We start from the raw sequence: 19,120 nt of genomic DNA, 5'->3' as shown, positions 1-19,120 counted from the left end.
GGATAAAAAATACCAGATGGCGGAACAGGAAGTCCCTATTAAAACAGTGCACCTGTTCCCCCTTTTGGATCAAAAGCTGATAGAGTTACTCAAGTCCCTATCGGCCGGAGAGTGGAATAAGCCAACATTGGCAAAACTTTGGACGGTGAAAGATATTGCCGCCCATTTGCTTGATGGCAATATGCGTGTTATTTCCTTGTCGCAGCAATTTATCGGCGATCCTCCTTCAGTCCCCATCAACAATTACAGCGATTTAATTGATTTTTTGAATGGCTTAAATGCAACCTGGGTAAAAGCCATGAGGCGCGTGAGCCCGCAATTGCTAATCGAACTTTTAGAAGCAACAGGCCAGCAATACAGCGAAATAATGTCAAAAGCCGATCTGCTTGCACCCGCGCCATTTTCGGTAGCCTGGGCAGGAGAGGAGGAGTCTGTTAACTGGTTTCACATCGCCCGTGAATACACCGAAAAGTTTCATCATCAGCAACAAATCCGCGAAGCCGTTGGTAAGCAGGGTATTATTACAGCCGAATTGTTCTACCCCTGCATTGATACATTTATGCGCGGACTTCCGCATGCATACCGTACCGTTATTGCCAATGCCGGCGCGTTAATCCAGGTTACCATAAGCGGTGAAGCCGGAGGTAATTGGTTTCTGCTCAAAACTGCCGATGGCTGGATGCTTACCCAAAACACCGGTTCTGCGCCGGATACTAAGATTACACTGTCGGCTGATATTGCCTGGAAAGTATTCACAAAAGGTATCGATCCGCAAACCGCGTTTGACGCATCCCATGTCAGCGGAAATATTAACTTGGGCGAAAATCTGTTCAATATGGTTGCCGTAATGGCTTAACAACTATTTTGTTTATTTACTCCTTATCTGTACAAAACTGTATTGTTTTTTACTCATTAACCATTTGGTACAAAAAGTTAAATAATTGATACAAATTACGTGTTTTAACCAATCTGAATTGCATCATAAAAGTATCGTTGTTTCGCTTAGTTAATCAACGGGTTATATTAAATTTTTATTTTAATTTTTGGATTTGTTTTAGACTGATTTACGACCTGGTTTTCCGGTTGCCAAATCCTGATGGCATCAATGTTGGATTATCCGGTGTACGTTTTTCTTAAATGTTAAACGGAGAATTAAAATTAGAAATATGAAAACAAATTTAAAAAAAGCCTCACTGCTCCTTACCGGGGTACTGGTTGGCAGTAAATTATTCGCTCAGTCACCAGATACTTCAGCAGCAGCAAGAGATTATGTAAAACCGTTTTCAGGCGGTGATCAATTACGCACCTGGTCAATCGGTGTACATGGAGGACTGTTAACTCCTTACACCATATTTGGCCGTAATAACCGACAGGATTTTACCAACCCAAGCGAACAGTTTGGATACGGTGCTTACATTAAGAAACAAATTTTACCATCATTTGGCTTACAAGCCGATTTCCTTCGTGGCCAGGTGTCATCATCAAACAGCCATGTAACCACAGCCGGTACTTCTGCTTATGATTCGTACTCTACAAAACTAAACTGGTCGGCAGCGTTGAGCGCCAACTTTACATTGGCAAATATCAACTGGCGCCATGACCGGCCGTTCATTCAGCCTTACTTAACTGCCGGTGCAGGGTATATGAACTATACACCGAGGATTACACCGGCCGGCGGTCAGCAGGAAAACTTCAAGAAAACCGACAATGGTCACATTGGTGAAGTATTCATCCCGATTGGAGCAGGTTTGAAGTTTAATCTGGCTCCGGGTATCAACCTTGATCTGGGTTACCAGGTTAACTTTGTACAGTCTGATAACTTTGACGGCTATAACTTCGGTGGGGGCGATGACCGCTTTTCATACGCTCACGTTGGTTTAGAGTTTGCATTGGGCAGCAAGAAAAAGCCGCAGATGGCCGTTCATAACCCGGTATCATCAATGCGTACCGAGTACCAGTGGGAAAATCAACGCACCCGTGCCGAACTGCAACAGCAAATTGATGCTGAGAAAGCTAAAAATGCGCAGCTTGCAAGCGATCTTGCTACAACCAATGCTAACTTAGCTAAGTTAACTACCGATAGCGATGGCGATGGTGTTGTGGACGTAAACGATAAATGCCCTAACACACCAGCCGGTCAAAAAGTTGATGGTTCTGGTTGTCCTTTAGCTAAACCGGTGGTTTATGTAACCGAAGAAGATAAGAAAGTAGTTAAAGACGCTATCAAAAACCTTGAGTTTGATTTGGGTAAAGCAACTATCCGTGCTCACTCATACCCAAGTCTGGACAGGGTAGCACAGTTACTGGTTGATAAAAACTTCAGCCTGAAACTTGCCGGTCATACCGATAACACAGGTTCTGCAGATTTAAACATGCGTTTATCAAAAGACCGTGCCGAGTCTGTTAAATCATACCTGGCAAGCAAAGGTGCAAATCCATCACGTATAGAAGCAACCGGTTACGGACAAACCCAGCCAATTGCTACAAACAAAACTGCTGCCGGTCGTCAGGCTAACCGCAGGGTTGAGTTTACCTTATATTAATAGATATTATTAATACTCCATAAAAGCAAAGGCCGCTCATTTGAGCGGCCTTTTTATGTATAGACAGACCCGAATCTGTCGTTAGCTTTTAAGTATAATAAATACGTAATCCTACTTGTTTTTATCTGCCTGCGACATCGTACCGTGACCTTATTTAATATCAGTGTAATTTAAAATAAGTTATTTAAAAGATTGATCAATATGCGCGTTTATTGCAACAAGTGGTAAAGAATGCGGGGCTTTTAGTTAAAGGTTAAGGTTTATAGCCTGCCGGTAATTAATGTCAATATTAAACTGACTTTTTTATGACTTTTTTAATTACAAATTAAGAAACAGCTTCTTTTATCACTTGTTCACTGTTATACATCTCATATATCTATTAGCTATGAAAGCAATCTTAGTGATTCACAATCTTAAAAAGGAAAGTAATTACGCGCTCACCTACGCCGGTAATTTAGGCGCAAAACTAAAAACTAAAGTAATTGTCATGAACACAGTACCCGAGCCATTGAGCGTTCAGTTATCGGATATCTCAGTTCAGGACATGTTTGATAACGAGGACTTTGGTTTTAAAGACCAAATTAAAAATGCCGAGAATATAGTTTTCCTTAGCTATCTGGATACTTTAGGAATGTCGCTCCATGCTATTACAGCTAAATATGACGTTGGGTTAATTATTAAAGGTGTTTGTGGAACTACTAAAGAGATCAATGACCAGGTTCTGCCTATTTTAAATCACGCATGCTGCCCGTTGCTGGCTATTCCTGAAGACGCCTCTTTTAATATTAACAATATTGGTTACCTCGCCGATTTGCGTTATGCCAAAAAAGATATTGTAAGTTTTTTAAGTAAAATAAGCGAGGCTTTGGATGTAAAAACTTCGCTTTTTAATATTACCGAATCGGGATTGCCACATATGAACGATAGTTATGCCGAGACTGTATTCAGGCAGTTATTTTGCAATTCGGGACTTAACCTCGTAAATATTAAAGAGCGTGACATCATGAAAACTGTTGACGTTTTGGCCAATGTAATGCAGGTAGACTTTTTTGTATTGAGTAACCGTAGCTCGCAGCTAAACGGCCTTTGGGATTGGGAAAATATGGAAAACGAAGAGCACGCGCATCTTCCGGCATTGATTTTTCCCTGTTAATGTTGCGTGAAAAAGTATAAAGGGAAGGCTAACAATACCTTCCCTTTATACTGGTAGTCCTTACAAAATATAAGTACCGTTCGCTTTTAAAACCTTGCTGAAAAATAACAAGTGCCCCGGTAAGGCATTTTGCCAAAACTCCCAGGTATGGCCTCCCGGTTGTTCTGAATAATCATGAGGGGTATGATTATAAACCAATCTTCTGTGCAATTCCCTATTTGGTTCAAGCAAAAAGTCATCAACTCCAATATTAATTACCAGCGGTAACCCGTTCCGCCTCATCTGATCGGCCATATTCACTACGGAGTAGGGCAGGTAGGAGTCTGGTGTCATTGGCCCCCAGATTTTATCAAGCATTTTGGTAAGCATCTCAAACCTGTCGGGAGGTAATTTCCAGGTGGTCATGTTTGGGTCAAGGGCTCCGCTCATGCTTCCAGCCGCCGCAAACAGTTCCGGATGTCTTGTCGAGAGGTACAAAGAACCAAAGCCACCCATAGATAAACCGGTGATCAGTCTACCTTTTTTATCGGCAATGGTACGGTACTTACTATCTATAAATGGAATTACTTCACTTATAATATAGGTTTCAAACTTGCTGTTAGGATCAACCGGGCTATCAACATAATAACTAAAGGTTTCACCCTCGGGCATTACAATAATGATATTGTATTCATCGGCGAGGTCTTTTACCAATGATTTATCGGGTGTTTTAAGCAGCCAGTCATCAAAATGCCCGTAGCCGCCATGCAACAGGTACAGCACCGGGAAATTGGCTTTGCTTTTTGCGTAAGCCTTTGGAAAAGCAACAGCCGCCTTATAAGTTTTGTTCATAGCAGCGCTGGGAATTTGCACTGTATCAACTTTTGCAGCAAAAGCCCATATGCTGTAAAGTACCAGGGGAATAATTAAAGTTAGCCTTTTCATGTGCTTATGGTTTAGGTGCGGCTGCTACAATTTGCAATAACTCATCATCGGGGTGGTTTTTAACAACGCATTGGTTATCCAGTATCATGGTTGCGCCATTATCGGCTGTATAAGCAGGCCACTTAGGTAATGATGATGTGTTGGGGTTGCCGGTTTTGGCAAAGTTTATCCAGGCGCTGCTTATTTTATCTGCGAGGGCATAGGCTTCTTTACCGCCGCCTGTCATTTCCTGGCAACGTGCTATATTATTAAACTGGAAAGCGATATCCATACAGTGCATAGCCTTGTACATGCCGCCGTTTACAGGTGACTGCCAGGTAAACAGGTACATATAAACTGGCGCGGCACCGCTCACGGCTTTTTCGTTTGCTTGTTTGATAGCTAATGAACGGAAGTTAAATTCAATATCTGTGTATTCTGATGGTTTTGAAATGGTTGGATAAGCCTTTTGCGCGGCGGCAATGAAAGCGTCTGTTTTATCGCCATATTTTTTTTGCAGACTGGCCTTTAGTTCATCCATTGTTTGGCTTTTCGGGCCGGGCACAAATGGCGCGAATTCGTTTTTGGTGGTACCTACCAATAGCGGGACATTTTTCGAAAGATCTTTAGCCGCCTGGTCAGATGGTTGATAGGGCAGGAAATCGCCATCTAAAGCCGGGCCCCAGCCATTCATGTTCTTGCCTTCTTTTCTTAAGTCGGCTGATACTTTGCGCATAGCTTTTTTACCGGCTTCGTTCAATATATCATACGGTAATTTTTGAAGTGAGTCAACTTGTGACGGTTGCAGATGAAGTTCTTCCAGTAATGCCGCGGCAACTTTTTGTGTAACCGGTTTTTTGTTGAAGTTGGTGATGTAGCTACCGCTTTCAACAATGGCATTTTTAAACAAGCCCTTTGCGGATGGAGCATTCATCAGGGAAGTAACCTTACCGCCGCCACCTGACTGCCCAAAGATGGTCACGTTATCCGGATCGCCGCCAAACTGGGCTATGTTTTGTTTAACCCATTCTAAAGCCATTTTCAGATCAAGCAGGCCTGCATTTGATGAACCTTTATATTTATCGCCGTAGGCAGAAAGGTCAAGAAAGCCAAGGATATTTAAGCGGTGATTTACAGATACCAATACTACGTCACCCTTTTTGGCAAGGTTTTCACCATCGTATGACGGAAGCTCGATAGATGAGCCCGCAGTAAAACCACCGCCATGTAACCACACCATGACGGGGCGTTTTTTGCCGTCGTTTAATTTCTGTGTCCATACATTGAGCGATTGGCAATGCTCGTTTGAATAGCCCAGATCATGCTGAAAAGCAAATTCAAACTCATCGTTAACGGTTGTTGTAGGATCGGTAGGGCATACGGGGCCGTAAGTTTTTGAACTGCGCACATCTGCCCATGGTGTAGGTTTTTCAGGAGCCATAAAACGGTCGGCTTTGGCGTAGGGGATACCTTTAAAGGTATAGATGCCATTGTGGATGTAGCCTTTTACTTTACCGCTTTCGGTTGATGTTACAGCCACATCATTACCGGCAACAACGGGTTCATTGCTGTTTTGGCAAAATACCGTTACGGGTAAAAAGCAAATAAATAAAAGCAGCATGAGGGTACTGTTTTTTTTCATAATTGTATTTGGTTAAATTGGTTTAAAGCAATAGGTCCCTGCACGCTCGAGGGATCCTGGAAGAAGAAAAACAACTATCAGCAATTAATTCTGACGTTATTGTGTAAATATAACACAATGGTTTTGCCAAATACAATTTATATCATACTTTTTACTTTCGGAAATTTCTGTTTAAATATTGTGTTTCTGAGTTTTTATAAGCCGTAACTATCTTTATATCGCTGCATCGAAGCTTCAAATATTTCCATTGCGTTACCCTCAATATCCTGATTTTCGAATGCACCGTAAACTGTGTCAAAATTAAGTTGAGATGCTCTTTGATATGCTTTGGCAAATTCTGTTTTGGAGAGTAGTATAATATTAGGATAGCTGTACATGATAGCCATGTGCCGCTTGCTACGGGCTATATTAAAGGTATCGCCACAAAACATCATACCTTGAGGTGTTAATCCTTTTATATGTAACACGCAACTACCTGCAAAATGCCCGCCGATATGCACTATACTAATACCGTCCCAAAGTTGAGTGGTGTTACCATCCCATAAGTAGATGTATGGACTATCAAAAGGCACCCATTTCGCATCGTTTTGATGGATATAAATTGGACATTCAAATTCGGCAGCCCAATCATTCATATTGCTGTAATAATGCGGGTGCGAAAAGGCGATGGCTTTTAACCCACCTTTAGCCCGGATAAAATCTATTGTTGCTTTATCCAGATATGGGATGCAATCCCACAAAATATTGCCTTCCGGCGAGATCAATAGTAATGCCCTTTGGGCTATGGCAAAATCTGGTTGTATTTTGAGCGCGTATAGGTGCTCGTTTAGCTGTGTGATTTTAATAGTACGATGCTCCAATTCAGCAGAAAGCGTCCATTGCTGGCCGTTTTCCGGAACATACTGACGGTCATCGGTACAGATCGGGCAAATTGAGGGTGTCGTTGGTTCATCCAAAAATTGTGTACCACAAGTGCCGCAGATGATGGTTTTGTTCATGATTTTATAAAGCTTTATCTAAGGGGTGTTTTATATGCGATAATCTATCTGAGCTAAAGCCCTGATCTGTTTTAGATCGATGACAGTGTGGTGAAGGTCCTGGTCATCAGCTTTCAATCCATTTTGCTGAGATTGGTAGGCTGATAACTTCTTATTAACGAGCCGTGTGGCTAACCATTTATCCAAAGTCCACGAATATTGCGTTAATGATGCCAGCAGAAAGCTTGCCGCGCTCAGTGTGAAAACCGAATAGCCTAAAGGCGATTCGATGCCGAAGGAGATTGCCATCGCGATAGCAAAACATAAACTGAGTATGCCGCTGCCAATAGCCGCCATACGGGTAAATAAGCCGAGTATCAGCAATAGTCCAAATCCGCCCTCGCCAATAGTGGCGATAGTTGCGAGCGGATTAACAATGCTTTCGGGCAGGAAACTCATTACTTGTTTGGCATAGGCTACAAAATGTTTCCAGTCGCCCCAGCCAACGTGAGGGTGCCCATTGGGGCCGAATAAACCAAGCCTGTCGGCTACTTCCCACAGGTAGCTTATGCCTATAGCTACCCTGAGGTATATGGATGAAAGTTTTTGATTGATATGCATGGGTTTTATTTTTTTTGATGATCAAAATTACCATGCTTTTGGACTATAATTGTAGTCCAGAATGTAGATTAAAGATAGTCCAATATGATGCTTGTTGAAAGTTTATTAAGCGTGGATAAAAGCAGCCAGGTACCTGTTTACCTGCAAATTAGTAATGGTATTATCCGATACATCAGGCAGGGGACTTTGAAGCCAGGCTCCGCGCTTCCGGCCAGCCGGGCCTTGTCGGTATCTTTAAATGTTCATCGCAAAACGGTAGTGGCCGCTTATGACGAGCTTTATGCCCAAAGCTGGGTAGATGTGATACCCCGCAAAGGGATCTACGTGGCTAAAAATCTGCCCGATGTTGCACCCCGGCCAATCGAAAAGGCCGTCCTGAAGCATAGCCTGGCTAACAAAACATCATTCAAGGTGGATGACAACAGGATCGGGCCGCAACGTATGTTCGTCGGTATCCCCGACGGCAACCTAACCTTTACCGAGGGCTTTCCCGACACCCGTATTGCGCCTGTTGACTTAATGGTACGCGAATACAGGCGAATGGCGGGCTATCATTTTACGCATAAATACCTGATGTATGGCCCGGAGCAGGGTTCGGAAAACTTAAGAAACGAACTTGCCCGTTTTTTGGGCGAAACCCGTGGCCTGCACGTAACTCCCGGAGATATTTTAATAACCAAAGGCGTTCAAATGGCGCTTTACTTGTGTGCCCAGGTGCTGGTCAATAAAAACGATACTGTAATTGTTGGCGACCCGGGATACAACGGTGCCAATGAAGTGTTTGAGCAGGCTGGTGCCCAGTTGGCGTTTGTGCCGGTGGATGAGCATGGCATAGATATTAACGCTGTTGAGGCTATCTGTAAAACAAAAAAAGTACGGATGTTATATGTTGTGCCGCATCACCACCAGCCTACTACGGTTACACTCAGCTCCGAAAGGCGTATGCATTTACTGGAGCTGGCTGCCAAATATCAGTTTGCCATTATTGAAGATGATTATGACTTTGATTTTCACTATACCAGCGGCCCGATATTGCCATTGGCCAGTGCCGATTATTATGGAAACGTAATATACGTTGGTTCATTTTGTAAAACAATTGCTCCGGGAATCCGCATTGGTTTTATGGTTGCGCCTCAAAACTTCATGGTTCAGGCTACTCGCTTACGCAGGCTGATTGACAGGCAGGGCGAGCATTTGCTCGAAGAAGCTATGGCAAGTTTGTTAAAGAATGGCGATATCGGCAGGCACCTCAAAAAAGCCAATAAGCTTTATCACGAACGGCGTGATATCCTTTGCCGACTACTACAAGAGCAATTGGGCGAATATATTTCATTCAAAATACCCAGCGGCGGCTTTGCCATATGGGTAAAGTATCTTCATGACCTGGACACAGCGGTTGTGTCAAAAAAAGCTAACGAATTGGGCTTATCCATAGGGGCGGGGCTCGATTATTATTATGATAAGTCTGTTAAGCACAGTTTTGTGCGGATAGGTTTTGCTTCATTAAACGAAAAGGAAATGCAGGAAGCGGTAAACATTTGGCAAAAGGCCATTCTAAAGTGCATTCACTTAGCTTGAAAGTTTGGCATAGGGGGTAAATACCGAATAATATCGCTTTGACTAATGCCCGTGTCATGTTTTGGCAGTTGTGTGTCAGGTTTTTAAGGGGGGGATTTTCTGCCAAAATTGGTATTTGTCATGCGCATGACAAATTGTCGTTTAATTTTTTTTAAATTGCTAATACGGGTGTTATCTAAAAATACGGTGCAGGTTTTTTTACAAAAAAATGTTTGATAAAAGATTTTTTGCCCTGTAAAGCAATGTGTGAAATTACGTAGCGAAATAAATTTCGCTAAAAATAAATTAATGCAGGTTTCACGGTTTTTGTAAAAATAATTCGGCAAAAAACGGCTTAATGGTTTTTTCTAACCCGGTTTAGGCCTGTTTTTTTGATACTTAACGTGAAAAGAAGATTTAAATTCAAAAAATCTGTGTTTTTAAAATTGATTTTATAGAAAAGCTGAATTTAAAAAATGATGTTTTTGGTCTAACATCTTGATTTTTAGGTGCGATTTTTTAATGGCATATATTTAGCTGAATGTCTGCCAGGAATGATACAATTGTTCTTACATCCTGCAACAGCATGCCTGTAGGAACGGTTGTAATTCCCTAAAACATTGTTAGTTCAGTAATTAAAACATTTTAAAAAATTAAAGTTATGTTAACCGTATTAGAAGTTGCCCTTTTCTTAGCTGTTATTATTGTTCCGTTAACTCCTGCAAGAAAAACTGCAAAATAATTGGACATTAAAACCAGTTAATGAATGGGCGGCCTTTGGTTGCCCATTTTCGTTTTAAAGGTATTTGTAAAAGCTCATGCAAATGCCTAAGTAATCCTTTTTCTATTTCTCTTCCCCGGCGCAAAAACGCCTCCCTTTGTTACCAATTTTCTTGTTTAGACCTAATGTTACCTATGGTAGTGGTGATGTAGTGCCGTAATAATAGCATCAAACAGCACTATCAGATAGATTTGTGCACCAACAATCCGGTATACGCCTATCAGCAATTTTACATGGCCTGTAAAAAAGTACGGCTGATTTATTATGTACATTGGATGTCGGTACCATATAAACCATATTAAAAAAAAGTGAAAAAGGGAACCCTGTTAGTCACCGCGTTTATTTTTATTCAAACCTTTTGTTTCGGCAATAATATCTCTGCAAAGAACGATAATGGAGGTAAATCCGTATACCAGGCCCGTTTGCAGGATTCGGACGCTGTTTATTTTACTCCCGAAAATTTTAAGATCAAGGCCGATGGCAAAACCGATGTTTCAGATGAACTACAGGCGGCCATTACCAAAGTGAAAACCGAGCATAACTTTGGCGTGCTTTTTATCCCCGAAGGGAAATACCTGATCTCCAAAACTATATTTATACCAACTGCTGTAAGGCTGATAGGTTACGGCAAAAACAGACCGCAGATTATCCTGGCTAAAAATTCGCCCGGTTTTCAAACCGCTGATGAAAATGATAAAGGCCATGCTAAGTACGTGTTTTGGTTTGTAAGCAGCCTATCTAAACCCGGCGATGAGGTACATGATGCGGGCGCGTCAACTTTTTATAGCTCAATATCAAACATTAACCTTAAAATAAATGATGGCAATCCTTACGCGGTTGCTATGCGCACCCATTTTGCACAGCATAGTTTTATAGCTCATGTGGATGTAAATATTGGCAAAGGACTGGCGGGTATGTTTGATGTAGGTAACGAAATGGAGGATGTTCGCTTTTTTGGTGGCCAGTATGGTATCTATACCACCAAACCATCACCTGGCTGGCAGTTTATGATGGTGGATACTTATTTTGAAGGCCAGCGTGAGGCTGCCATTCGCACCCAGGAGGCAGGGCTTACCATTGTGCGTATGAATGTTAAGCATGTGCCAACGGTAATCAGCATTAATCCCAACTATCATGAAAAATTATTTATGGAAGATTGCCGTTTTGATGGCGTAAGCGGGCCGGCTATCATCATCAGTAATGAGGACAATGCTTTCAACCAGATCAATCTTCGTAACGTGGTTTGCCGTAATGTGCCTGTATTAGCCAGCTATCGCCGTAGCGGCAAAACAACTCCGGGAGGGGGGAACATCTACCGTGTAAAAAACTTCACTTATGGTTTACAGATGGATGGCCTTGATGCAGATCCGCAATATAAAACCACCAATGAACAAGAACCTTTGACCGCATTGCCAGAGGCTGCCAAAAAGGATATCCCCGATTTTCCGGCAATTGAAACCTGGGCTAACCTAAAGGCTATCGGTGCTAAAGGCGATGGCGTTACTGACGACACACAAGCTATACAGGCAGCTATTGACAAATACGAAACCATATATGTGCCACAAGGATGGTATCGCGTTAGCCAAACTATTAAACTAAAGCCCGATACCAAATTGATTGGTTTGAACCCCATTGCTACACAGTTTTTAATTACCGATAATACACCTGCTTTCGGCGGCTTTGGTGGCCCGGTAGCGCTGCTGGAATCATCAAAAGGAGGGAGCAATATTTTAAGCGGGATCGGTCTTTGTACTAATGCTGATAACCCGCGTGCTGTAGCTTGCAAATGGATGGCAGGTGCTGGTTCATATTTGAACGATGTGAAATTTGTTGGCGGTCATGGCGGTATGCAGCGTGTTGGCGCGCCCAAAAGTACAGCGGGCGGTGGCGCCTATAACCGGGCTCAAAATGGAACGGACTCATCGTGGGATACACAGTATTGGAGCCTTTGGGTAACAGATGGCGGCGGCGGTACTTTTAAAGATATCTGGAGCGCCAATACTTACGCTACTGCCGGTACTTATATTTCCAATACGCAAACTCCCGGTCGTATTTATGCCATGTCGATAGAACATCATGTGCGTAACGAAGTACGTTTTAACAACGTTTCTAACTGGAAGGTATACGCTATGCAGTTAGAGGAAGAAAGCCGGGAAAGTACCGAGTGCCAGCCTATGGAGTTAGAATATTCAAGTAATATGGTGTTTGCCAACCTGTACATGTTCAGGGTGATCAGGGTTAACAAGCCCGCACCGTACTCCATCAGGAAATGGGGAGGTAAAAACATTGAGTTGCTGAACGTTCACAATTACAGCCAGATAAAATATACCACAACTTTGCCATTGTATGACATCAATACTGCTACGGAAGTAAGGCCATGGGAATTTGCACGACTTTATATTGATGATAAAGCCAACACGGCCGAACAGCAAGGCGGCACCATCAATAAGCTTGCAACGGGTTTTGAATTTGTATCGGCAGTGTGTGCCGATAGTAAAGGCAATATTTATTTCAGCGAGCAGCGCATGAAAAGGATCTATAAATGGTCGGCGGCGGATAAGCAGATCAGTTTACTCGCTGACTATCCATGGGAGCCACTATCCTTAGCCTGTGACAAAAATGACAATCTGCTCGTTGTTTTTAAATATGTGCCGAAGCCTGGCTATCTGATAAACGGCAAGCCCGAAAAGTTTGATAATCCTGCCGATGCCGGAGGTACCTCTTTTAGTGGGTGGGGTAATTCGGGTTTTGCAAGTTGGGCTTACAGTATCGACCCTAACAATCCCGATGAAACTATCCAGAAGCTGAAAATAGTACCCATGGGGCAGGTGAACCCTGTTTATAAAGCGCTGTACCCGGCGCACCGCTGGCGTGACTATCATGATTTTAATGCGGTAACAGTAAATAAGCTAACGGAGTGTTTTGTAGCGCCAGATGGAGTGACTATTATCCCGGCGGTGTACGATTTGGCCAGGTCAACAGCTTTGGCAGCCGCGTATCCCGGAAAGCTACTCTACAGCAGCGATGAGTATGACAAACGTACCGTGAGCACAACTGTAAGCAAGGATGGTTATCTTTCTGATTTAAAATATTTTGCCGAAAGAGGTGAGTTTGCCTCTGCAACCGACGATAAAGGAAATGTTTATATAGCCGACGGACAGATTTATGTATATGATAGTGCAGGTAAACAAATCAATGTGATAAAAGTACCAGAACGACCAACGGGATTAGCGTTTGGTGGTTCTGATAATAATACTCTATATATTACGAGCCATAACTCATTGTTTTCCGTAAAAGCTAAATAAAACATCCCTAAATAAAGCCATATGCAACAATTACCAAAGCGCTTGTTATCCATCGATGTATTGCGTGCTATCACTATGCTGCTGATGATATTTGTTAACGATGCCAGCGGTGTAAAGCATATTCCCGAGTGGATAGACCATGCCAAGGGATTTGAGGACAGGATGGGTTTTGCCGACACTATTTTTCCGGCATTTTTGTTCATCGTTGGCTTGTCGTTACCATTTGCCATCAATAACAGGATCAAAAAAGGTGATAGCGGCCGGCAGGTTTTGTTTTACATACTGATAAGGAGTGTTGCATTGCTCATTATGGGTTTTTACCATGTAAACCTTGAAGATTATAATTCATCGGCTGCTATAATTCCGAAAGCAGCATGGGCGCTGGTTATTACAACAACGTTCTTCCTGATCTGGCTGGATTACCCCGAAACTATGGCAAAGGCCAAAAGATATTCGCTGCAAATGCTGGGGATTATTATGTTGATAGCCATGGCCGTAATTTATAAAGGAGGCGAAGATGGTGAGGTAAGGTGGATGGAACCATCCTGGTGGGGAATATTAGGTTTAATAGGCTGGGCATACCTGGTTTGCGCGCTGATATTTGTCGCAGTTAAAGGAAAATTAAACAGGCTTGTCGTAGCATGGGTAGTACTGATAGCCATTAATATTATTGCCCACTCGGTATTTAAGATAAAAGTAACGCGTGATGAAGAAATGGTCACTATCGCCGGTAACAACTTTACCGGAAGCTTTCTTGGCAACGCGATTATCTTTTTAAAACCACTCTGGATAATCCATGATGCCTCAACCATGACTTTAACTATGGGGGGCGTGGTTATCTCTGGCATCTACGCTAAATTGGTTGAACAAGGTAAAACGCAACGGATCTGGGCTACATTGGCAATTATTGGCGTTCTGTTCCTGTTTGCAGGTTTTGCTTTGAGGCCTTATACCGAAGGGATTTCCAAAATTCGTTCAACACCGGCATGGGTGCTTATTTGCTCGGGCATTACTACGCTGGCGTTTTTAATATTGATATATGTGGTTGATGTTAAAGGGAAAATAAGCGCCTTTAACTGGATCAAACCCGCCGGCACCAGTACGCTCACCTGTTACCTGATTCCGTATTTCCAGGTGTTTATTCTGGAGTTACTTCATATTAACTATCCGAGCATCATTAATAATGGATTTCCGGGATTGCTGCGTTCATTCCTTACAGCTGTGATCATTATTCTATTTGTCGGACTACTTGAAAAGAAAAGATTACGCCTGAAAATTTAAATATTATACATACCTAAATTCTAATGACAAACTTTGCATCATTATTGCGGCCGGGGCAATATAAAACCCGGCTGATTGCTTTCCTATGCCTTATACTTTCGGCAAACCTGGTTTACGCGCAGAAAAACCGGGCTAAAAAGCATGTTATAATCGGCTATGTGAGTGGTTTTCGCGGGTTGATAGATACCAACATGGTTCATCCGGCAAAGCTTACCCATATTAACTACGCGTTTGTAAATGTAATCGGGAACCGGGCTTTTCTTACACATCCCCGAACAGATACCATCAATTTCAGGTATTTGGTTGGATTGAAGAAAAAGAACACCGATTTGAAAGTTTTGATTTCGATAGGCGGGTGGCTGTGGAGCAAAAACTTTTCAGACATGGCACTTACTGATACTTCGCGTAAAGCTTTTGCGGCCAGTGCTGTTGAATTGGTTCGTAAGTTTAAGATGGATGGCATTGACATCGACTGGGAATATCCTAACGAATCCGGCGCGGGTAATGTCCATCGCCCGGAGGATAAACAGAACTATACCAGTTTATTCCTGGAACTGAGGACTCAGTTGAACGCGCTTGAAAAAGAAACAGGGAAAAAAATGTTACTTACAGCAGCCGTAGGTGCCTTCAGGCATTTTGTGCAGAACACAGAAATGGATAAAGTAGGCGCTTGCCTGGATTATATCAACCTCATGACTTACGATTACGGTGCCGATGTAGCGGTACATCATACTGGGTTGTATGCCTCAAAATATCTTAAGACAGAAAATAATTCGGATAATGGCACCAGGGTTTTTATTGAAGCAGGTGTTCCGCGGAATAAGCTTGTTTTAGGGATGGCTTTTTACAGTCGTTCCACAAGAGTGTCGGACAGTACCAAAACCGGGCTGGGTTCGCGCAATCTCGAAAGGATGCGGGGCGGTGGCTATACCTTTATAAAAGATAGTCTGCTTACCAACAAAGCATTTAAATATTATCGGGATAAGAGTGCGAAAGCACCGTATTTGTATAATCCCACAACCCGCCAGTTTTTATCATTTGACGATGAATGGTCGATTAGAAAGAAATGTCGGTATGTGAAAAAGAATGGTATGGCCGGGGTAATGTTCTGGGAATATGTTGATGATAGGAAAGAGTATTTGCTTGACGCCGCTAATAGCCATTTGAATTAAAAATGGTATAAACTCATTGCAAAAAGAACAGCGTTAATTTAACAAAGAACAGTGTGGGATTGTGCGATTCCCCTCTTGAGAGGGGCGGAGGGGTGTGTTTCTGCTTCGATAAACTTGTAGCAGAACACACCCCTGCTACCCTCGCCCCTCCGCGCCCCTCTCAAGAGGGGAGTTTTAAAATCCTTTGTTTATTTGATTCCTTAAGCTGAGGGTAATATCGTACCCGGTGGCCTGCTTTATAAAGTTCAGGTTGATTATAAATAAATTACCAATTATAACCACGTTCTTTAGCGTAATCGGCTATTAAAGCGCCCGCATCCGCATCTAACAATATCTCGCAATTTGGATGTAGTTGTACTACAGATGCCGGGATATCCGTGGTTACCGGGCCTAATATGGCCTGTTTAATAATTTCGGCTTTGTGGCTGCCTTTGGCTATCAGGATAAGCTTGCGGGTATGCATAATGTTTTTAACGCCACGGGTTAGGCCACCAAGTTCGGTTTCTGGTGGGACTTGCGTTTCACGGCGTACACGAGCTTCAAAATCCGGATCCATTGGTGATACCCAGGTCTCGCTTTCAAATGGCGTTCCTGGCTGATTGATGCCAATATGCCCATTACTGCCGATACCCAGCATCTGCAAATCGGCACCGCCACGCTCGGCGAGGCGTTTTTCAAACAGGATACTCTCTGCCACAAAATCATCAGAAAGGGTAGGCGGCATAATAAAGTTTTCTTCAGGAATCCCCAGCGGACCGGCAATCTGGTTCAGGATCATCGTATAACAGCTGCCTGCATATTCGCGCTCCAGGTTAGTGAGTTCATCTACATTAAACAGGGTAATGTTTGATACATCAAACGGGTATTGAGCGTAAATTTCTGAAACGATACGGTGCATGCCAATGGTGGTTTGCCCGGTTGAAAGGCCAATTACCGATGTCCGTTTTTCAAGCATCTGCGCAATGATGCGCCATGCCGCGGTGATATCAAATTCCTGTTCGCTTTTGGTTATAGTTACTTTCATGTATGATGTCGGTGTTTTTGTTTTTTCAATCATTGCCGTTGACTTTAGTCAACGGGATAATGACAAATAATTTAACGGCTTTAGCCAGATTGTCGCTTGCATTTGGGCTAAAGCACCCTTACTGTTGCCATTACCGTTGACTAAAGTCAACGGCAATGAATAGATTGTTTTTTTTGCTTTTATAGTTCTTTAAGCTGTTTTGTGAAAAAATCATCGATAATAACGGCTGCGCTCACTTCATCCTCGCCATCCATAATTACCGAAATGGTTTCGCCGCCTTTAATGCTCAGCGACAGGATATTAAGCAAGCTATTCAGTTTAACAGTTTTATCGCCTTTTTTTAAACTGGTGGCAGATTTAAAGCCTTTTACCAGTTTAACAAGCTGGGTTGCCGGTCGGGCATGCATTCCCTGCGCCGATGTGATGATATAATCTTTGGTTATCATTGGGTTATCTCCTTTAAATAAGCAATAACGTTTTCTGAGCTATCCATGGCCATTACCTGTTGGCATACCTGCTTAGCTGTTGCTTCGCTGTTATTAATGATGATGTTTTTAATTGCTGGAATGGAGACAGCACTCATGGAAAACTCTTCAAGCCCCATGCCTAATAATAACAGGGTTGCCAGCGGGTCGGAGGCCATCTCGCCGCACATGCCCACGTGTATGTTATGCGCACGGCCTTGTTCAATTACATTCAGAATGAGGCGTAGTACACCTGGATTAAACGGGTCGTACAGGTGGGTGATCTTTTCATTCATCCTGTCCACTGCCAGGGTATACTGGCAAAGGTCATTAGTGCCGATGCTGAAAAAATCTACTTCTTTAGCCAGGATATCCGCCGTAACAGCAGCTGATGGAATCTCGACCATGATCCCAACCTTCACATCATTGTTGAATGCGACACCCGCTTCAAGCAGTTCGTTTTTTGCTTTATTCAGGATGAATTTCGCCTCGCGAATTTCTTTTACGTTAGAGATCATGGGGAACATGATACTAACCGATCCAAATGCGGAGGCCCTTAAAATGGCTTTAAGCTGCACAATAAATAGACCTTCCTGATCGAGCGAAATACGGATTGCACGATAGCCAAGAAAAGGATTAAGTTCGGTTGGTAAGTTGAAGTATGACAGGTGTTTATCGCCGCCTATATCAATGGTTCGTATAACTATGGGTTTGCCTTTTGCCTTTAAAACCGCTTTTTTATAAAACTCAAATTGTTCATCTTCATCGGGGAAGGTGTCACGGTCCATAAACAGCATTTCGGTGCGGAAAAGGCCAACACCTTCGCCGCCGTTGTCATGAACCATAGCCAGGTCATCGGCATTCGAAATATTGGCAAGTAGGGTCACCTGTTTACCATCAGCGGTAATGGCAGGCTTGTCTTTAACCATTTTTAACACCTCTGCCTGTTGCCTGAAAGAGGCGGATTTAGCCGAGTATCTGCTAATAATATCCTCGCCTGGGTTAACATAAACCGAACCGCTGAGGCCGTCTAAAATGATAAAGTCGTTATGATTGATAGTCATTAACTCATCGCCGCAGGCTACAACCGCAGGCAGCCCTTTTGATTTGGCTATGATGGCCGCGTGCGAGGTGCGGCTACCCGCCTGTGTTGCAAAACCGGTGACAAGGTTAAGGTCTAAAGTGATCGTATCAGAAGGAGTGAGGTCATCGGCAATAACAATGGTATCCGGCTCAAACGAGCGGTTATTGGTATCACCCGTACGGTTGATGTATTTGAGGATACGGTTGCCGATATCCTGAAAATCAGCCGAGCGGGCACGCATATACTCATCATCCATGCTTTCAAACAGGGCGACAATGCCGGCGGTAACTTCTATCATAGCATCGTTCGCCGTCTTTTTCTCTTCTTCAATTTTAGCTACCACATCTTCACGGATTTGCGGATCATTGATCAGCTCCACCTGTGTTTCCAGTATAGCTATGTCATCATCATTGAGCATCAGTTGCGAGTTGTTCTTGATGGCATCGATCTCGGCAAGCGCGTTGACAACCGAAATGTCAAAGCGTTCAATTTCCGCTACTATCTCAACCTGGTTTTTTAAAACAATACCGTTGGTGGCAGGCGCGTTTTTTTTAATAACAAACGCCCTTCCTATAGCAATGCCCGGTGAAACTCCAATTCCCTTCATTTATGT

At 43.0% G+C, this 19,120-nt stretch carries 15 protein-coding genes; 7 read left to right on the top strand and 8 right to left on the bottom strand.

Annotation, left to right across the window (positions count from 1 at the left end; translation table 11 throughout):
* Window positions 1-16 precede the first annotated feature (16 nt).
* The 3 genes from EAH55_RS13420 (at window position 17) to EAH55_RS13410 (ending at window position 3,696) form a co-directional block, all read left to right on the top strand.
* On the top strand, window positions 17-856 hold the full coding sequence (locus EAH55_RS13420; protein ID WP_121810113.1) for a maleylpyruvate isomerase N-terminal domain-containing protein: 840 nt from the start codon (window positions 17-19) through the stop codon (window positions 854-856).
* A 310-nt stretch (window positions 857-1,166) separates the two neighbouring features.
* Window positions 1,167-2,543: an OmpA family protein gene (locus EAH55_RS13415; protein WP_121810112.1), complete on the top strand. Its 1,377-nt coding sequence runs from the start codon at window positions 1,167-1,169 to the stop codon at window positions 2,541-2,543.
* A 385-nt stretch (window positions 2,544-2,928) separates the two neighbouring features.
* Window positions 2,929-3,696 carry a hypothetical protein gene (locus EAH55_RS13410; protein ID WP_121810111.1) on the top strand — a complete coding sequence of 256 codons (768 nt, stop codon included), beginning with the start codon at window positions 2,929-2,931 and terminating at the stop codon, window positions 3,694-3,696.
* 60 nt (window positions 3,697-3,756) lie between these two features.
* Here the strand turns inward: EAH55_RS13410 and EAH55_RS13405 are convergent, their stop codons facing one another.
* The 4 genes from EAH55_RS13405 to EAH55_RS13390 form a co-directional block, all read right to left on the bottom strand.
* Window positions 3,757-4,620 carry an alpha/beta hydrolase gene (locus tag EAH55_RS13405; RefSeq protein ID WP_121810110.1) on the bottom strand — a complete coding sequence of 288 codons (864 nt, stop codon included), beginning with the start codon at window positions 4,618-4,620 and terminating at the stop codon, window positions 3,757-3,759.
* Window positions 4,621-4,624: 4 nt separating this feature from the next.
* Window positions 4,625-6,241: a carboxylesterase/lipase family protein gene (locus EAH55_RS13400; protein ID WP_121810109.1), complete on the bottom strand. Its 1,617-nt coding sequence runs from the start codon at window positions 6,239-6,241 to the stop codon at window positions 4,625-4,627.
* A 194-nt stretch (window positions 6,242-6,435) separates the two neighbouring features.
* Entirely contained in the window at window positions 6,436-7,239 is an 804-nt protein-coding gene (locus tag EAH55_RS13395) for an MBL fold metallo-hydrolase (RefSeq protein WP_121810108.1), read from the bottom strand.
* A 30-nt stretch (window positions 7,240-7,269) separates the two neighbouring features.
* On the bottom strand, window positions 7,270-7,839 hold the full coding sequence (locus EAH55_RS13390; RefSeq protein WP_121810107.1) for a TQO small subunit DoxD: 570 nt from the start codon (window positions 7,837-7,839) through the stop codon (window positions 7,270-7,272).
* 84 nt (window positions 7,840-7,923) lie between these two features.
* Between EAH55_RS13390 and pdxR the strand changes: the two genes are divergently transcribed.
* Window positions 7,924-9,417 (top strand): MocR-like pyridoxine biosynthesis transcription factor PdxR, encoded by a 1,494-nt coding sequence (pdxR, locus tag EAH55_RS13385; protein WP_121810106.1) that lies wholly within the window; start codon window positions 7,924-7,926, stop codon window positions 9,415-9,417.
* 888 nt (window positions 9,418-10,305) lie between these two features.
* Here pdxR and EAH55_RS30890 read toward each other — a convergent pair.
* Window positions 10,306-10,449, bottom strand: coding sequence for a hypothetical protein (locus tag EAH55_RS30890; RefSeq protein WP_162996861.1), 144 nt, complete (start codon window positions 10,447-10,449; stop codon window positions 10,306-10,308).
* Between the two features lie 36 nt (window positions 10,450-10,485).
* Here EAH55_RS30890 and EAH55_RS13380 point away from each other — a divergent pair, with 36 nt between their 5' ends.
* Genes EAH55_RS13380 through EAH55_RS13370 form a run of 3 tightly spaced genes read left to right on the top strand, consistent with a single transcriptional unit; the run spans window position 10,486 to window position 15,935 of the window.
* On the top strand, window positions 10,486-13,482 hold the full coding sequence (locus EAH55_RS13380) for a glycosyl hydrolase family 28-related protein (protein ID WP_208644847.1): 2,997 nt from the start codon (window positions 10,486-10,488) through the stop codon (window positions 13,480-13,482).
* 21 nt (window positions 13,483-13,503) lie between these two features.
* Window positions 13,504-14,763 (top strand): DUF5009 domain-containing protein, encoded by a 1,260-nt coding sequence (locus tag EAH55_RS13375; RefSeq protein ID WP_121810105.1) that lies wholly within the window; start codon window positions 13,504-13,506, stop codon window positions 14,761-14,763.
* Window positions 14,764-14,786: 23 nt separating this feature from the next.
* Window positions 14,787-15,935 (top strand): glycoside hydrolase family 18 protein, encoded by a 1,149-nt coding sequence (locus tag EAH55_RS13370; protein WP_121810104.1) that lies wholly within the window; start codon window positions 14,787-14,789, stop codon window positions 15,933-15,935.
* A 265-nt stretch (window positions 15,936-16,200) separates the two neighbouring features.
* Here EAH55_RS13370 and EAH55_RS13365 read toward each other — a convergent pair whose 3' ends face one another.
* The 3 genes from EAH55_RS13365 to ptsP all read right to left on the bottom strand — a co-directional run bounded on the left by EAH55_RS13365 (window position 16,201) and on the right by ptsP (window position 19,114).
* The gene (locus EAH55_RS13365; protein WP_208644846.1) at window positions 16,201-16,992 is read right to left on the bottom strand and encodes a 6-phosphogluconolactonase; all 792 of its coding nucleotides are present in this window, start codon (window positions 16,990-16,992) and stop codon (window positions 16,201-16,203) included.
* Window positions 16,993-17,138: 146 nt separating this feature from the next.
* Window positions 17,139-17,405, bottom strand: coding sequence for an HPr family phosphocarrier protein (locus EAH55_RS13360; RefSeq protein ID WP_121810103.1), 267 nt, complete (start codon window positions 17,403-17,405; stop codon window positions 17,139-17,141).
* Window positions 17,402-19,114, bottom strand: a complete 1,713-nt coding sequence (gene ptsP / locus EAH55_RS13355) for a phosphoenolpyruvate--protein phosphotransferase (RefSeq protein ID WP_121810102.1) — start codon at window positions 19,112-19,114, stop codon at window positions 17,402-17,404. The genes EAH55_RS13360 and ptsP overlap by 4 nt, the downstream gene beginning before the upstream one ends.
* Window positions 19,115-19,120 lie beyond the last annotated feature (6 nt).

This window comes from Mucilaginibacter kameinonensis (assembly GCF_003675385.1).
Lineage (GTDB): Bacteria > Bacteroidota > Bacteroidia > Sphingobacteriales > Sphingobacteriaceae > Mucilaginibacter > Mucilaginibacter kameinonensis.
This window is presented reverse-complemented; position numbering and strand designations above follow the sequence as displayed.

Bases quoted from the DNA above. Each gene is read 5' to 3' on its own strand.
- EAH55_RS13420 (WP_121810113.1), top strand. From the start codon at position 17: ATGGCGGAACAGGAAGTCCCTATTAAAACAGTGCACCTGTTCCCCCTT.
- EAH55_RS13415 (WP_121810112.1), top strand. From the start codon at position 1,167: ATGAAAACAAATTTAAAAAAAGCCTCACTGCTCCTTACCGGGGTACTG.
- EAH55_RS13410 (WP_121810111.1), top strand. From the start codon at position 2,929: ATGAAAGCAATCTTAGTGATTCACAATCTTAAAAAGGAAAGTAATTAC.
- EAH55_RS13405 (WP_121810110.1), bottom strand. From the start codon at position 4,620: ATGAAAAGGCTAACTTTAATTATTCCCCTGGTACTTTACAGCATATGG.
- EAH55_RS13400 (WP_121810109.1), bottom strand. From the start codon at position 6,241: ATGAAAAAAAACAGTACCCTCATGCTGCTTTTATTTATTTGCTTTTTA.
- EAH55_RS13395 (WP_121810108.1), bottom strand. From the start codon at position 7,239: ATGAACAAAACCATCATCTGCGGCACTTGTGGTACACAATTTTTGGAT.
- EAH55_RS13390 (WP_121810107.1), bottom strand. From the start codon at position 7,839: ATGCATATCAATCAAAAACTTTCATCCATATACCTCAGGGTAGCTATA.
- pdxR (WP_121810106.1), top strand. From the start codon at position 7,924: ATGATGCTTGTTGAAAGTTTATTAAGCGTGGATAAAAGCAGCCAGGTA.
- EAH55_RS30890 (WP_162996861.1), bottom strand. From the start codon at position 10,449: ATGTACATAATAAATCAGCCGTACTTTTTTACAGGCCATGTAAAATTG.
- EAH55_RS13375 (WP_121810105.1), top strand. From the start codon at position 13,504: ATGCAACAATTACCAAAGCGCTTGTTATCCATCGATGTATTGCGTGCT.
- EAH55_RS13370 (WP_121810104.1), top strand. From the start codon at position 14,787: ATGACAAACTTTGCATCATTATTGCGGCCGGGGCAATATAAAACCCGG.
- EAH55_RS13365 (WP_208644846.1), bottom strand. From the start codon at position 16,992: ATGATTGAAAAAACAAAAACACCGACATCATACATGAAAGTAACTATA.
- EAH55_RS13360 (WP_121810103.1), bottom strand. From the start codon at position 17,405: ATGATAACCAAAGATTATATCATCACATCGGCGCAGGGAATGCATGCC.
- ptsP (WP_121810102.1), bottom strand. From the start codon at position 19,114: ATGAAGGGAATTGGAGTTTCACCGGGCATTGCTATAGGAAGGGCGTTT.